Source organism: Paraburkholderia guartelaensis (genome assembly GCF_004353905.1).
Classification (GTDB): Bacteria; Pseudomonadota; Gammaproteobacteria; order Burkholderiales; family Burkholderiaceae; genus Paraburkholderia; species Paraburkholderia guartelaensis.
The window spans coordinates 256,417-269,396 of sequence record NZ_SMOD01000006.1 but is presented as its reverse complement, the minus strand read 5'-3'; the positions used below and the strand labels follow the sequence as shown (position 1 = coordinate 269,396).

Sequence of the window (12,980 nt, the reverse complement as noted above, 5' to 3'; positions counted from 1 at the left end):
CGGAGTTGGAAGGGGATTGCGTGGGGTTCATTACGTCATTTTACGAGAATGCCCGACACGCCCGGTCACGACCACGCGCCGTTTTCGCTTGATCCATCCGCCGACGTTCTCCTCGAGCGCCGTTTCGATCTCGCCGGCGCCGACGCCACCGACGCCTTCGGCGCACGCTTTGCGCACGCGCTCGATTCGCTGCGCGCAAAAGTTGCACAAAACAGCGCGCAGAATCACGGCGCACCGCCCTTTCACGGCCTGCATGTGCAGTTGCACGGCGACCTCGGCGCGGGCAAGACCTCGCTCGTGCGCGCCACGTTGCGCGCGCTCGGCCATACGGGCCGCGTGCGCAGCCCCACCTACACGCTCGTCGAACCGTACACGGTCGCAACGCCCTGTGGGGAACTCCAGCTTTATCACTTCGATCTGTACCGTTTCAGCGATCCGGCCGAATGGGCCGACTCGGGCTTTCGCGAATATTTCGCGCAAGATGCGGTGTGCCTCGTCGAATGGCCGCAACGCGCGGGCGGCCTGCTGGGCGTACCCGATCTCGTGTTCTCGCTCGAGCCGGATGCAAGCGGCGAAGGCCGCGTGCTCACCGCATACGCATACAGCGCATCAGGAAAGGCATGTCTAGAAAGATGTTAATCAAACCGTTCCGCTCGATCGAATCGGCCGCCACCGCCACGCACAACTGGCGTCGCCGGCAGATTCTGAAGGCGGGCGCCTCCACGCTCGTGCTCGGTCTTGCCGTGCCGCGCCTCGCGTGGGCCACTTCGGTCGTCGGCGTGCGGGTGTGGCCCGCGCGCGACTACACCCGCGTCACCATCGAATCGGACCAGCCGCTGCAAAATACGCAGCAACTGCTGCAGGGCCCCGATCGTCTCGTCGTCGATCTCACCGGACTCGATCTCGACGACGCGCTCAAGAACCTCGTCTCGAAGATCACGCCGAACGATCCGCAGATCCAGGCCGTGCGCGTGGGCCAGTACCAGCCGCACGTGGTGCGCATGGTGTTCGACCTCAAGGGCGGCGTGAAGCCCCAGGTGTTCACGCTTGCCCCTATCGGCTCGTACAAGTACCGGCTCGTGTTCGACCTCTATCCGGCGGTCGCGCCCGACCCGCTCATGGACCTGCTGGCGCAAACCGAGCGCAAGCAGCAGCAGCTCGACGCGCACGAAGCGATGAAGGACAGCGCGCCGCCTTCCACGCCGCCCACGCTCGCGGGTCCGAACACGCCGCCCGCGCACGACAACAGCGACGCGTTCTTCGAGCGCTACGCGCAGAACGACGCGGGCGCCGCGCCGAGCCCGCCGCGTCCGGCGCCCCCCGTGGTTGCGCCGCGTCCGCCGAAGCCTGCCGCGCCGAGGCCGCCCGTCGTCGCCCAGCGCAACAACGACGACGACAGCGCCAACGCCAGCGCCGACGACAACTACGGCTTCACCACGCCGAAAACCACCAGGGGCGGCACCACGCGCCTGTTGACGGTCGCGATCGATCCGGGCCACGGCGGCGAGGACCCGGGCGCAATCGGCAGCGCAGGCACCTACGAGAAGCACGTCGCGCTCGACATCGCGAAGAAGCTGCGCGCGAAGATCGACGCCCAGCCCAACATGCGCGCGATGATGACGCGCGACGCCGACTTCTTCGTGCCGCTGAACGTGCGCGTGCAGAAGGCGCGCCGCGTGGGCGCGGACCTGTTCGTCTCGATTCACGCCGATGCGTTCACCACGCCCGAAGCGCGCGGCTCGTCGGTGTTCGCGCTTTCCGAGCACGGCGCGACGAGCGCCGCGGCGCGCTGGATGGCGAACAAGGAGAACTCGTCGGACCAGATCGGCGGCATCAGCGTGCAGACGGCCGACGCGGCCGTGAACCGCGCGCTCTTCGACATGTCGACGACGGCGCAGATCCGCGACTCGCTGCGCTACGGCGGCTTCGTGCTCAATGAGGTCGGCGAGATCAACAAGCTGCACAAGGGCTCGGTCGAGCAGGCGGGCTTCGCGGTGCTCAAGGCACCCGACATTCCGTCGATCCTCGTGGAGACGGCCTTCATCAGCAATCCCGAAGAAGAGACCAAGCTCAACGACGACGCCTATCGCGACAAGATGGCGAACGCGATTCTCAAGGGCATCAGGCGCTATTTCGCGGCCAATCCGCCGCTTGCGAAGAGCCGTATGACCTGAGTGCCGCGCGAAGCATCCGGCGGCTTCAAAAGCGCCGCGCAAGCCTTCGGGCTCGCGCGGCGTTTTTCATTGGGAGCGGGATCGTTACGAGCGCGCGGCCCCAAGCCGCTGCTTGACCCAGCCGCCGAACACATTGACGGCAAGGCCGCCCATCACGAGCACGGCGCCGCCGATCTCGGCTGAGGTCAACTGCTCGCCGAGCAGCAGTGACGCCGAGGCGAGTCCGACGATCGGCACGAGCAGCGAGAACGGCGCCACCTGGCTTGCGGGATACTTCGAGAGCAGGCGGCTCCAGAGGCTATAGCCGATGAGCGTCGCGACGAACGCGAGATAGACGATCGCGCCCACCGACGTCATGCCAATGCCCGAGAGCGCGGCCACGATGCGCTGCGGACCTTCCATCCAGTACGAGAGCAGCAGAAACGGCAGCGGCGGCACGAGGCTCGCCCACACCACGAGGCCGACGAGATCGACCTTGCCCACCTTCTTCGTGACGATATTGCCGAGCGCCCACATGCAGGCCGCGCAGAGCGTGAGCACGAAGCCGGCGATGGTCATGCCCTGCGCGCCACCGCCCATCGACTGCACGCCGATCAGCGCGAGACCGCCCGCGGCGATCAACAAGCCGACTACGTTCTGCGCGTGAAAGCGCTCACGCAGAAACACCGCCGCAAAGCCGAGCGTGAAGAACGCCTGCGCCTGCAGCACGACCGAAGCGAGGCCCGCGGGCATGCCTACGTACATTGCCGTGAAGAGAAACGCGAACTGGCCGAGCGAGATGGTCGCGCCGTAGGCCAGCAGCCAGCGCAGCGGCAATTGCGGGCGCTTCACGAACAGCACCGCGGGGAACGCCGCCAGCATGAAGCGCAGCGCGCCGAGCAGGAGCGGCGGCACGCCGTGCAGCCCCACCTTGATCACGACGAAATTCACGCCCCACGCGAGCACCACCACCAGCGCGAGCAACAGATCCTTCGGCGACATCCCCTTTCTCCTCTTTTGCGTCATGCCTGTTCTTCGAAGCGGCGATCTTACCGCCTCGCGCCGCGGCGCGCCGTGCCGCCAGCGCCGGGCCGTTCCGTTAGCCGCACGCCGGGAAAGCCGGCGTTAGAATGAGTGCCAGTCTCGTGCGCGGCTTGCCTGCGCGCCGATTTCGCCCACTAGCTGGCCCACAGCGTGGCCCACAGCGCGTGCCGTACGACCCATCCAGGAAGCATCATGTCCTCATCGATCAAAGCGGTTCTCAAGCCTCATCAACGCGACATCGGCAATCTCTATGTGCGGCGCGTGCTGCCGGCGCTCGCCGCACGCCTCGTCGGCCCGTTCATCTTCTTCGACCACATGGGCCCCGCCACGCTCGCGCCGGGCTCGGGCGTGGATGTGCGTCCGCACCCGCATATCGGGCTCGCCACGGTCACCTATCTCTTCGACGGCGCGCTCATGCATCGCGACAGCATCGGTTCGAGCCAGAAGATCGTGCCCGGCGACGTGAACTGGATGACGGCCGGACGCGGCATCGTCCACTCCGAGCGCACGCCCGACGAGGAGCGCGCCACCGGCCTCGTCATGCACGGCATCCAGACCTGGGTGGCGCTGCCGTTCGATCACGAGGACACGGAGCCGTCGTTCTTCCATCACGCTGCCGCGACGCTGCCCGAGATCGAGCGCAACGGCGTCACGATGCGCGTGATCGCCGGCACGGCGTTCGGCGCGACCTCGCCTGTGGAGACCTTCTCGGGCACGCTCTACGTCGCCGCAGATTTCGCGCCGGGCGGCGCATTCGCGCTCGACGCGGAGCACGAAGAGCGCGGCGTCTATCTCGTGGAAGGCGACCTCGCGATCGACGGCACGCCACTCGAGCAGTACACGATGGCCGTGCTCGTGCCGGGCGAAACCGCCACGCTTTCGAGCACGAACGGGGCGCGTGTGATGCTGCTCGGCGGGGAAAAGCTCGAAGGCGAGCGCTTCATCGAATGGAACTTCGTGGCAAGCTCGCGGGAAAAGATCGAAGCGGCGAAGGAGGCCTGGACGCGCCAGGAAATGGGGCATGTCCCCGGCGAAACGGAATGGATCCCGCTGCCGGAAAAGAAGCCGCGCTAAGGCTCGTCGCTTTCGGAGGATGATTGAAATGCGGGCGTTTCGTCCCCAACTAGCGGCATAACGCATTTCTCAACGAGGACGCAATGGACACCACTCTCGCCACTTTTGAAAAAGACGTGATCGAAGCGTCGGCGCTAGCGCCGGTGCTGGTCGACTTCTGGGCGCCCTGGTGCGGCCCTTGCAAGAGCCTTGGCCCGATGCTCGAAAAGCTCGAGGCCGAATACGCGGGCAAATGGAAGCTCGTGAAGGTGAACGTCGACGAGAACCAGGAGCTCGCCGCGCACTTCGGCGTGCGCAGCATTCCGCACGTCGTGGCGTTCGCGGACCGCCAGGCGGTCGATCAGTTCGTGGGCGTGCTGCCCGAAGGCCAGCTGCGTCAGTTCCTCGACGGCCTGATCCCCGACGGCGCCGACGCCGCGCGCCGCGCCGCACAGGAAGCGCTGGCCGAGGGCCGCCGCGACGAAGCCTATGAAGCGCTGCAGGCCGCGCTCGCGTTCGATCCGGGCAACGACGAAGTGCGCATGGACCTGATCGAGATGCTGCTCGCCGACAACCGCGCCGACGACGCGCAAAAGGAAGTCGAGCTGCTTTCGCCCAAGACCACGCAGGGCATCGACGCGCGCTTCAATGCGCTCAAGACGCGCCTCGACGCGCTCGACGCCGCCGCAGACCTACCACCCACCGACGCGCTCGAAGCCCAGGTCGCCGCCAACCCCGGCGACCTCGAAGCGCGCTTCGATCTGGCGAACGCGCTGATCGCGCGCCGCAAGTACGCGGGCGCGCTCGAGCATCTGCTGGAGATAGTGAAGCGCGACCGCGCCTTCCGCGACGACGTGGGCCGCAAGACCATGCTTTCCGTGTTCGATCTCGCGGCGCATCAACCGCAGCTCGTGAGCGAGTGGCGGCGCAAGCTGAGCGCGACGCTGAATTGATATCGAGCGGCCGAGGACGCCGCGTGCGTCCTCGCCTTGCGTTCAGTTAGCTACGCTTGCTGAACCCGACCGTACTGGTCGTCGAAGCGCACGATGTCGTCCTCGCCGAGATAACAGCCCGACTGCACCTCGATGATCTCGAGCGCCGTCTTGCCCGGATTCTCCAGCCGGTGCGTCATGCCTAGCGGGATATAGGTCGATTCGTTTTCGGAAAGCAGGAGCACCTCCTCACCACGCGTCACGCGCGCCGTTCCGCGCACCACGGTCCAGTGCTCCGCGCGGTGGTGATGCATCTGCAACGAAAGCCGGCCACCTGGCTTTACAACGATGCGCTTGACCTGAAAGCGCTCGCCTTGATCGACCGAGTCGTACCAGCCCCACGGGCGCTCCACGCGCCGGTGCTGCCGCGCCACCTCACTGTGCTGCGCCTTGAGCCTGGTAACCACCGCCTTGACGTCCTGAACGCGGTCCTTCGCGACGACGAGCACGGCGTCCGCTGTCTCGACCACCACCATGCCCCGCACGCCCACGCAGGCAACGAGCCGGCCGTCCGAATGCACGAAGGTATCCGTCGCATCCTCGAACAGCACGCGCCCGCGCGCGACGTTGCCATTCTCGTCCTTCTCCGAGACCTGCCACAGGGCATCCCACGCCCCGACGTCCGACCAGCCCGAACGAAGCGGCACAACCACGCCCGCGAGTCGCGCATTCACGCCAACCGACTCCATCACCGCGTAGTCGATCGAATCGGACGGACAGGCGGCGAGTGCGTCGCGGTTCAAGTGGACGGTGCCGTCAGCGTCGACGGAGGCATTTTCGAAGGCCGCCGCGCACTGCGCCGCGATGAGCGGCCGGCTGTGCGCGATCGCCGAGAGCCAGACCGATGCGCGCACAACGAAAATCCCACTGTTCCAAAGATAGTTCCCCGAAGCAACATAGCTTGCAGCGCGCTCGGCATCCGGCTTCTCCACAAAATGCTCGATGCTGCGCGCGCCGCTGCTGCCAAGCGGCAAACCCGCGCCGATGTAGCCGTAGCCCGTTTCGGCGCGTTGCGGCGGCACGCCGAGTGTGACGATGGCACCGCGCGCCGCGTGCGTCACGGCTTCTTCGAGCGCGGCAGCAAACGCAGCGCCATCGGCGATCAAATGGTCGGCGGGCATGGCAACGAGCACCGGATCGCCGTCGCGGCTGGCGGCAAGCGCCACCGCCGTCAGCGCGGGCGCCGTGTTGCGCGCGAGCGGTTCGAGCACGAAGCGGGCGGCCATGCCGCTGCGGCCAAGACGGTCGGCGGTCAGATGGCGCAAGTCCTCGCTGCTCACGACAAAGGGCGCAGCCTTGCGAACCGCTGCGTGCGCTTCAGGCAGCGAGGCGCCGGCGTGCAGGAAAACGCCATCGAGGCGCCGTACAGTCGCCTCGAGCAGCGACTCGCCATCGAGCAGATCGATCAGTTGCTTGGGACAGTGTTCGCGCGAAAGCGGCCATAACCGCGTGCCTGAACCACCCGCCAGCACGACGGGCTGAACGACGAGTTCGGCGTCACCTTCGCTGATCGCGGCTATCAGGCCGGCAGATGTCACATCGTTGTTCATTCGCGTCACTCCCCCCGAAGTCATGCACCGAGTCTCGTTATTGATTGGCGTACGGGTGACATTTGAACAATACGTATCGCGCGAATCTGTACGCGCAGCCACATTCATCGCACGGCGCGCCATGAATTTTTTCTTTGTGGCGCAGGCGTGGTCGTCGCGCAGTCATCGTTATGTGCGGCAGCGCACGAAGCGCGAAGATGGCCGCGCAAGGTGATGTTTCACATCCGAACGTTTTTGCGACAGTGTCGGTAGCCCCCCAACAGAAACGAATCAAAACCGCGGCGCAGCAAAGGCAGGCGCACAACGCGTACAAGGCGATGGTCCAACGATGTTTCAGCGAGGATTCATTTCCGCGCATCCGTCTGAGGAGCGAAAGTAGCTATATAAATCAAGGCGTTGGCAACATCAAACTCTAGCGATTTCGCAAACGGCGCCGCGCTGGCGCTGTACAAAACTGAAACAATAATGCGACTTTGCGTCGCCCCGGAAATAGCTGGCGCAGCGCCAGGCCGCAAGCTTCCTCACTTTCGCGGCTGCTGGCACAACCCCTGCTAAGTAGAGTTCGCCACACAGGCGTGGATGCCGACAAACGAGATCGCAAAACGCTGATGGGGCTTATGGGGCCGGCGCAACGAACGTATAGCCGAACGGGTAACGGCGATAACAATAAATTCGGCAGCCGGAAACAGAAAAAACAGGAGGCGGCACACGCCGCTTTACGCGAGGACCGATCATGTTGACCCTTCAATCCGATTTGCACGGCAATCATCTGCTTGGCGCACTTCCGTCAAACGAGTGGCAGGCGTTGGCGCCGCATCTTGAACTCGTTCAACTGCGCACTGAACAGCTGCTCTGCGATTGCGGCCAGCGTATTCATCACGTGTACTTTCCGACGACCGCCGTCATCTCGATGCTCACGACAATGGAAGACGGCAGTTCCGTCGAAATTGCAGCGGTGGGCCGGGAAGGCATGACCGGCGTGCCGGTGCTGACCGGTGGCGAAACGATGCCGAACCGCGTGCAGGTGCAAAGTTCGGGCTTCGCGTACCGCATCAGCGCACAGGCGCTCAAGCAGCAGTTTGCGCGCTCGGACCTCCTGCGTCGCGTTACGCTGCTTTACATGCACGCACTGCTCACGCAGATCGCGCAGACGGCCGCCTGCAACCGCCACCACTCGCTGAGCAAGCAGCTGTGCCGGTGGCTGCTGATCGAAGTGGATCGCGTGGATTCCAACGATCTGAGCGTGACGCAGCAACTGATCGCCGACATGCTCGGCGTGCGCCGCGAAGGCGTCACGGAAGCAGCCGGCAAGCTGCATGACGAAGGTCTGATCCATCACAGCCGCGGCAAGATCCGCGTACTCGACCGCACGCGCCTCGAAGCGCGCGCATGCGAGTGCTACGGTCTCGTGCGCCGCGAGTTCGATCGCCTGCTCCCGCGCCTGCACGAAGCGGAAGCGGTCGAATAAGGCGACCGACGCGCGCGGTTCGTTCGCTTTCCACCTCGATAAGAAAGCGTGCCTATCAGGCACGCTTTCTTGCGTTCCTGGCGCTCGCCTTCAACGCCCGCTGGCTTGATGCGCCAACGCGCGCAGCACATACGAAGCCGCCGCGAAACCAAAGCTCGCCGTCACACACACGCTCGAACCAAAGCCCGCGCAGTTCAGCCCCACCGGACCGTGGTGCCCCGGCGACGTCGTGACGTGCTCCGCCTCGGCGTCGATATCGCACACAGCCGCCTCGGGATAGATGAGCGGCTCGTCCGAATACACCGCGCTTACCTTGAACTTCGCCTTTGGCCCGCGCGGAAAACCGTGCTGCTTGCGCAACTGGCCGCGCACCTTGGAGAGCAGCGGGTCCTGGATCGTGAGCGCGAGGTCGTCGATGCGAATCCGCGTGGGGTCGAGCTGCCCACCCGCGCCACCCACCGTGATGAGCGGCACGCGATGCTCCACGCACCAGGCGATCAGCGCGGTCTTGGTGCGCACGCTGTCGATGGCGTCGATCACGTAGTCGAAGCCGCCGCCCAGCAACGCATCAAAGTTCGACGGCTCGACGAAATCCTCGACGAGACGCACGTCGCACGCCGGGTCGATGAGCTTGATGCGCTCGGCCATGGCCTCGACCTTGGGCTTGCCGTAGTTGCCGTCGAGCGCGTGGATCTGGCGGTTGGTGTTGCTCTCGGCCACGTTGTCTAGGTCGATCAGCGTGAGCTTGCCGATCGCGCTGCGCGCGAGCGCCTCGGCGGCCCACGAGCCCACGCCGCCAATGCCGATCACGGCAACGTGGGCGCGCTCGAACGCGTCGAGCGCGGGTGCGCCATAAAGCCGCGCGATTCCGCCGAATCGGCGGGCGCGGTCGGCAACATCGTCGGCAGGGCTCGGGGTAAGATCGACGGAGCCGGCGGCAGGGGAAATCGGGGTACTGGACATGACGGTAGCAATCGTAAGCGGACCGGTCGCACGCTGCTGTCGCGGTCCTGGCAAGACCCGTATTTTGCCTGATCCCGCCGAACGAGGCCGGGCGCCCCTAGCCGGGCGCCCCTGCTTCCTGCCTCTTCGATATACTTGTCCGCATTGAAGCGTCTGCATAAAAGATGACATCCCTCGCCGATCTCCGCAAGACCTACTCGCTCGGCTCGCTCGACGCCGCCGACGTCGATCCCGATCCGATCCGCCAGTTCCAGACCTGGTTCGCCCAGGCGCTCGACGCGAAGCTGCCCGAGCCCAACGCCATGACGGTCGCCACGGTCGACGCACAAGGCCGCCCCGCCGCGCGCATCCTGCTCATCAAGGGCGTGGACGAGCGCGGTTTCGTGTTCTTCACGAACTACGAGAGCCGCAAGGGCCGCGAACTGAGCGCGAATCCGCATGCGGCGCTGCTCTTTCACTGGATCGAGCTGGAGCGCCAGGTCCGCATCGAGGGCAAGGTCGAACTCACGAGCGCCGAGGAAAGCGACGCCTACTTCAACTCGCGCCCGCTCGGCTCGCGCATTGGCGCCTGGGCCTCGGAGCAAAGCACGGTGATCGCGAACCGCGAGACGCTCGAAGCGCGCGAGCGCGAAATCGCCGCGCAGTACGGCGAAACGCCGCCGCGCCCGCCGCACTGGGGCGGCTACCGGCTCGTGCCGGAGGCCATCGAGTTCTGGCAGGGTCGCCCGTCGCGCCTGCACGACCGCATCCGCTACACGCGTGACAGCGCGGGCGCGGCCTGGCGCATCGAGCGTCTCGCGCCCTGAGCGCATGCGCGCGGCGTAACGCCCTTACCGCACTTGCGCCGCGCCAACCGGATTTTCGTCTCACCGCTTTCGTTGCATGTCGTTCAGTATTTCGCTGTTGCCGTAACGCTGTTGCCAAAAAACCTGCATCGCAATTCGCTTTTGTCATTGGGCTTCAATCGTTCATCTGACATGGAGAGAAACGCATGTTCTGGGAGAAAAAACTCGCACAGTGGGCAGAAGAAGTGCGCAGCAAGGCCGACCTGCCCGCCCGCCTCGTGCTCTGGAGCGGGCAGCAATACGACTTCGGCCACTTCGCCGCGCCTCGGGTCACGCTCAAGGTCAACAGCGCGTCGGCGCTGCCGCTTCTTCTCACGCCGAGCCTCGACAATCTCGGCGAGGCCTACGTGAAGGGCAAGATCGACATCGAAGGCAAGCTCGCCGACATCATCAACATCAGCTATTCGCTCGCGCGCAGCACCGTCACGAGCGCCAGCAAGCTCGCCCGCGTGCGCCGCTATTTCACGCACTCGAAGTCCACGGACAAGCAGGCCATCCAGTACCACTACGACGTCTCGAACGAGTTCTACAAGCTCTGGCTCGACGAGAACATGGTCTACTCGTGCGCGTACTTCGAAAACGGCGACGAAGACCTCGCTACCGCCCAGCTCAAGAAAATCGACCATATCCTCACCAAGATCCAGGTGAAGGAAGGTCATAAGCTGCTCGATATCGGCTGCGGATGGGGCGCGCTCGTGCTGCGCGCGGCGCAGAAGTTCGGCGCGCGCTGCGTGGGCGTAACGCTCTCGCAGAACCAGTTCGATCTCGCCACGGCGCGTGTGAAGGCGGCGGGCCTCGAAGACCGCATCGAAATCCGCCTGCAGGACTATCGCGACATACAAGGCCAGTTCGACCGCATCACGAGCGTGGGGATGTTCGAGCACGTCGGGCGCAAGAATCTGCCGGGCTATTTCCGCAAGGTCCACGACCTGCTCGCCGACGACGGCGTCGCCATGAACCACGGCATCACCTCGTCGGACGCCGAATCGGGCGAAACGGCGCTGGGCGGCGGCGAGTTCATCGACCGCTACGTGTTCCCCGACGGCGAGCTGCCGCACATCGGCCTCGCGCTAGAAGCGGCGCAGCGCGGCGGCCTCGAGGCGGTTGACGTGGAAAGCCTGCGCCGTCACTATGCGCACACGCTCGATTTGTGGGCGGAGAATTTCGAGGCGCGCGCCGAGGAGGCGAAACGGCTCGTCGACGACGAGAAGTTCCGCATCTGGCGCGTTTATCTGGCGGGTTGCGCGTACGCGTTCGAGCACGATGACGTGTCGATCTTCCAGATCGTCTGCCGCAAGGCCGGCCGCAGCGCGAGCACGCTGCCGTGGTCGCGCCGGTATATGTACGAGAAGCCGCTCTGACGCAGACGGCGGCGCGGTTCGCCGCGCCGCCCGCGAATCAACTGTTCCCGCAGTTGCGCTCGACTCAGGCGGCTTCGCCCCACGACCGCCATCACGACGCCACTGCGCGACGCCACTGCATGAACGAACGCGACGACGGCCACGACCTCTTTGGCGACAGCACGCTCGGGTCGGCCAACGACTCCGGCACCGACGCGGCCCAACCGGCCGCGCGCGAGGCCGCCCGCGCGGCTGCGCGCCGCAACGCGCCGAAAAGCGAAGCCCGCGCCGAGCCGCAGCCTGACTTGTTCGGCTTCGCGGCGCCGGCGAGCGCGCCCGCGACAAAACCCGCCACGAAGCCCGCCGCCCAGCGCCCTGCCCGCGCCACGCGCGACGACGACGCGGAAATCGAAGCGCGCGAAGACAGCGAGCCGCGTGCAAAACCGCCAAAACCCGCGCCCGGCGCGAACGCCCCGAAACGCCGCGGACGCGGCGTGCTGCCCGCCGTGGCCACGCAAGACACGCTCGACGTCGCCGCCGCACTGCCCGCAAGCGTGCGCCTTGGCACCTCGTCGTGGTCGTTTCCGGGCTGGCGCGGCATTGTCTACGGCGAGGACTACAGCCAGTCGAAGCTTGCCCGCGACGGCCTCTCGGCCTACGGCGCGCATCCGCTGCTGCGCTCGGTGAGCATCGACCGCTCGTTCTACGCGCCGCTCACCGTCACCGATTACCTGCGCTACGCGCAGCAGGTGCCGGACCACTTCCGCTTCATCGTGAAGGCGCCGGCGCTCGTCACCGACGCGAGTGTGCGCGGCGAGCGTGGCGAGCCCGTTTCCGCGAACCCGTGCTTTCTCAACGCGGAGCTGGCAACGCGCGAATTCGTCGAGCCGTGCCTCGCGGGCCTTGGCGGCAAGGCAGGCGCGCTCGTGTTCCAGTTCCCGCCGCTGCCCGATCAGCTGCTGGCCGACCCGGCGGCGTTCGTCGAGCGGCTGACCGCTTTCCTCGCCGCATTGCCGCCGCTGCCCCAATCGACCGATCCCGCCGCAGCCGGCGACGCCCCCTGCTACGCCATCGAGATCCGCGACGCGATCCTGCTCACACCGCGCTTCGTGCGCACGCTGCGCGCCGCGGGCGTGCGCTACTGCGTAGGCCTGCACGCCCGAATGCCGGACCCGCTGCGCCAGGCCGCCGCGCTCGCGCTGATGGACGGCGAAGCCCCGGCCGGCCCGCTGATCGTGCGCTGGAGCCTGCACAGCGGCTTCAAGTACGAGCAGGCGAAGGCGCGCTACGAGCCGTTCGACAAGCTGGTGGACGAAGACCCGCATACGCGCGTCACGCTCGCGGAACTGGCCGCACGCTACGCAATGGCGGGCCAGCCCGTGCTGATCACGACGAATAACAAGGCGGAGGGATCGGCGCCGCTCACGTGCGCGAAGCTCGCGCGGGCGATTGCAGACGAGATGGAACGCTTGCGCGGGGAAATGGCGCTGGACGCCGCGGGCGACGCGACGCCGGACGAAACGCCGCCCGGCGCGCAGGAAGAAGCGGAAAAGGAAGACTGAGGCGCGAAGC

11 protein-coding genes are annotated in these 12,980 nt (G+C 66.1%); 8 read left to right on the top strand and 3 right to left on the bottom strand.

Going from position 1 to position 12,980, the window contains the following annotated elements:
- Nucleotides 1-48 precede the first annotated feature (48 nt).
- The gene (tsaE, locus tag E1N52_RS10550; protein ID WP_133182554.1) at nucleotides 49-639 is read left to right on the top strand and encodes a tRNA (adenosine(37)-N6)-threonylcarbamoyltransferase complex ATPase subunit type 1 TsaE; all 591 of its coding nucleotides are present in this window, start codon (nucleotides 49-51) and stop codon (nucleotides 637-639) included.
- Nucleotides 621-2,174, top strand: a complete 1,554-nt coding sequence (locus E1N52_RS10545; RefSeq protein WP_133182552.1) for an N-acetylmuramoyl-L-alanine amidase — start codon at nucleotides 621-623, stop codon at nucleotides 2,172-2,174. The genes tsaE and E1N52_RS10545 overlap by 19 nt, the downstream gene beginning before the upstream one ends.
- 84 nt (nucleotides 2,175-2,258) lie before the next feature.
- On the opposite strand, the gene E1N52_RS10540 is transcribed toward E1N52_RS10545, so the two are convergent.
- A complete protein-coding gene (locus E1N52_RS10540) occupies nucleotides 2,259-3,155 on the bottom strand; it encodes an EamA family transporter (RefSeq protein WP_133182550.1) in 897 nt (298 codons plus the stop codon).
- 234 nt (nucleotides 3,156-3,389) lie between these two features.
- Between E1N52_RS10540 and E1N52_RS10535 the strand changes: the two genes are divergently transcribed.
- Both E1N52_RS10535 and trxA read left to right on the top strand, forming a co-directional pair.
- A complete protein-coding gene (locus E1N52_RS10535; protein ID WP_133182549.1) occupies nucleotides 3,390-4,271 on the top strand; it encodes a pirin family protein in 882 nt (293 codons plus the stop codon).
- Between the two features lie 83 nt (nucleotides 4,272-4,354).
- Complete coding sequence (gene trxA / locus E1N52_RS10530) at nucleotides 4,355-5,203, top strand: thioredoxin (protein ID WP_133182547.1); 849 nt, start codon at nucleotides 4,355-4,357, stop codon at nucleotides 5,201-5,203.
- A gap of 50 nt (nucleotides 5,204-5,253) precedes the next feature.
- On the opposite strand, the gene E1N52_RS10525 is transcribed toward trxA, so the two are convergent.
- A complete protein-coding gene (locus E1N52_RS10525; protein WP_133182545.1) occupies nucleotides 5,254-6,792 on the bottom strand; it encodes a mannose-1-phosphate guanylyltransferase/mannose-6-phosphate isomerase in 1,539 nt (512 codons plus the stop codon).
- A 733-nt stretch (nucleotides 6,793-7,525) separates the two neighbouring features.
- Between E1N52_RS10525 and E1N52_RS10520 the strand changes: the two genes are divergently transcribed.
- Nucleotides 7,526-8,260: a Crp/Fnr family transcriptional regulator gene (locus tag E1N52_RS10520; protein ID WP_133182543.1), complete on the top strand. Its 735-nt coding sequence runs from the start codon at nucleotides 7,526-7,528 to the stop codon at nucleotides 8,258-8,260.
- Nucleotides 8,261-8,350: 90 nt separating this feature from the next.
- Here the strand turns inward: E1N52_RS10520 and tcdA are convergent, their stop codons facing one another.
- Nucleotides 8,351-9,223: a tRNA cyclic N6-threonylcarbamoyladenosine(37) synthase TcdA gene (gene tcdA, locus E1N52_RS10515; RefSeq protein ID WP_246089019.1), complete on the bottom strand. Its 873-nt coding sequence runs from the start codon at nucleotides 9,221-9,223 to the stop codon at nucleotides 8,351-8,353.
- 164 nt (nucleotides 9,224-9,387) lie between these two features.
- Here tcdA and pdxH point away from each other — a divergent pair, with 164 nt between their 5' ends.
- From pdxH to E1N52_RS10500, 3 genes are all read left to right on the top strand, one after another.
- The gene (pdxH, locus tag E1N52_RS10510) at nucleotides 9,388-10,029 is read left to right on the top strand and encodes a pyridoxamine 5'-phosphate oxidase (RefSeq protein WP_133182542.1); all 642 of its coding nucleotides are present in this window, start codon (nucleotides 9,388-9,390) and stop codon (nucleotides 10,027-10,029) included.
- Between the two features lie 185 nt (nucleotides 10,030-10,214).
- Nucleotides 10,215-11,429: an SAM-dependent methyltransferase gene (locus tag E1N52_RS10505; protein WP_133182540.1), complete on the top strand. Its 1,215-nt coding sequence runs from the start codon at nucleotides 10,215-10,217 to the stop codon at nucleotides 11,427-11,429.
- Nucleotides 11,430-11,548: 119 nt separating this feature from the next.
- Nucleotides 11,549-12,970 carry a DUF72 domain-containing protein gene (locus tag E1N52_RS10500; RefSeq protein WP_133182538.1) on the top strand — a complete coding sequence of 474 codons (1,422 nt, stop codon included), beginning with the start codon at nucleotides 11,549-11,551 and terminating at the stop codon, nucleotides 12,968-12,970.
- The last annotated feature ends 10 nt before the right edge of the window (nucleotides 12,971-12,980 follow it).

Bases quoted from the DNA above. Each gene is read 5' to 3' on its own strand.
- tsaE (WP_133182554.1), top strand. From the start codon at position 49: ATGCCCGACACGCCCGGTCACGACCACGCGCCGTTTTCGCTTGATCCA.
- E1N52_RS10545 (WP_133182552.1), top strand. From the start codon at position 621: ATGTCTAGAAAGATGTTAATCAAACCGTTCCGCTCGATCGAATCGGCC.
- E1N52_RS10540 (WP_133182550.1), bottom strand. From the start codon at position 3,155: ATGTCGCCGAAGGATCTGTTGCTCGCGCTGGTGGTGGTGCTCGCGTGG.
- E1N52_RS10535 (WP_133182549.1), top strand. From the start codon at position 3,390: ATGTCCTCATCGATCAAAGCGGTTCTCAAGCCTCATCAACGCGACATC.
- trxA (WP_133182547.1), top strand. From the start codon at position 4,355: ATGGACACCACTCTCGCCACTTTTGAAAAAGACGTGATCGAAGCGTCG.
- E1N52_RS10525 (WP_133182545.1), bottom strand. From the start codon at position 6,792: ATGAACAACGATGTGACATCTGCCGGCCTGATAGCCGCGATCAGCGAA.
- E1N52_RS10520 (WP_133182543.1), top strand. From the start codon at position 7,526: ATGTTGACCCTTCAATCCGATTTGCACGGCAATCATCTGCTTGGCGCA.
- tcdA (WP_246089019.1), bottom strand. From the start codon at position 9,223: ATGTCCAGTACCCCGATTTCCCCTGCCGCCGGCTCCGTCGATCTTACC.
- pdxH (WP_133182542.1), top strand. From the start codon at position 9,388: ATGACATCCCTCGCCGATCTCCGCAAGACCTACTCGCTCGGCTCGCTC.
- E1N52_RS10505 (WP_133182540.1), top strand. From the start codon at position 10,215: ATGTTCTGGGAGAAAAAACTCGCACAGTGGGCAGAAGAAGTGCGCAGC.
- E1N52_RS10500 (WP_133182538.1), top strand. From the start codon at position 11,549: ATGAACGAACGCGACGACGGCCACGACCTCTTTGGCGACAGCACGCTC.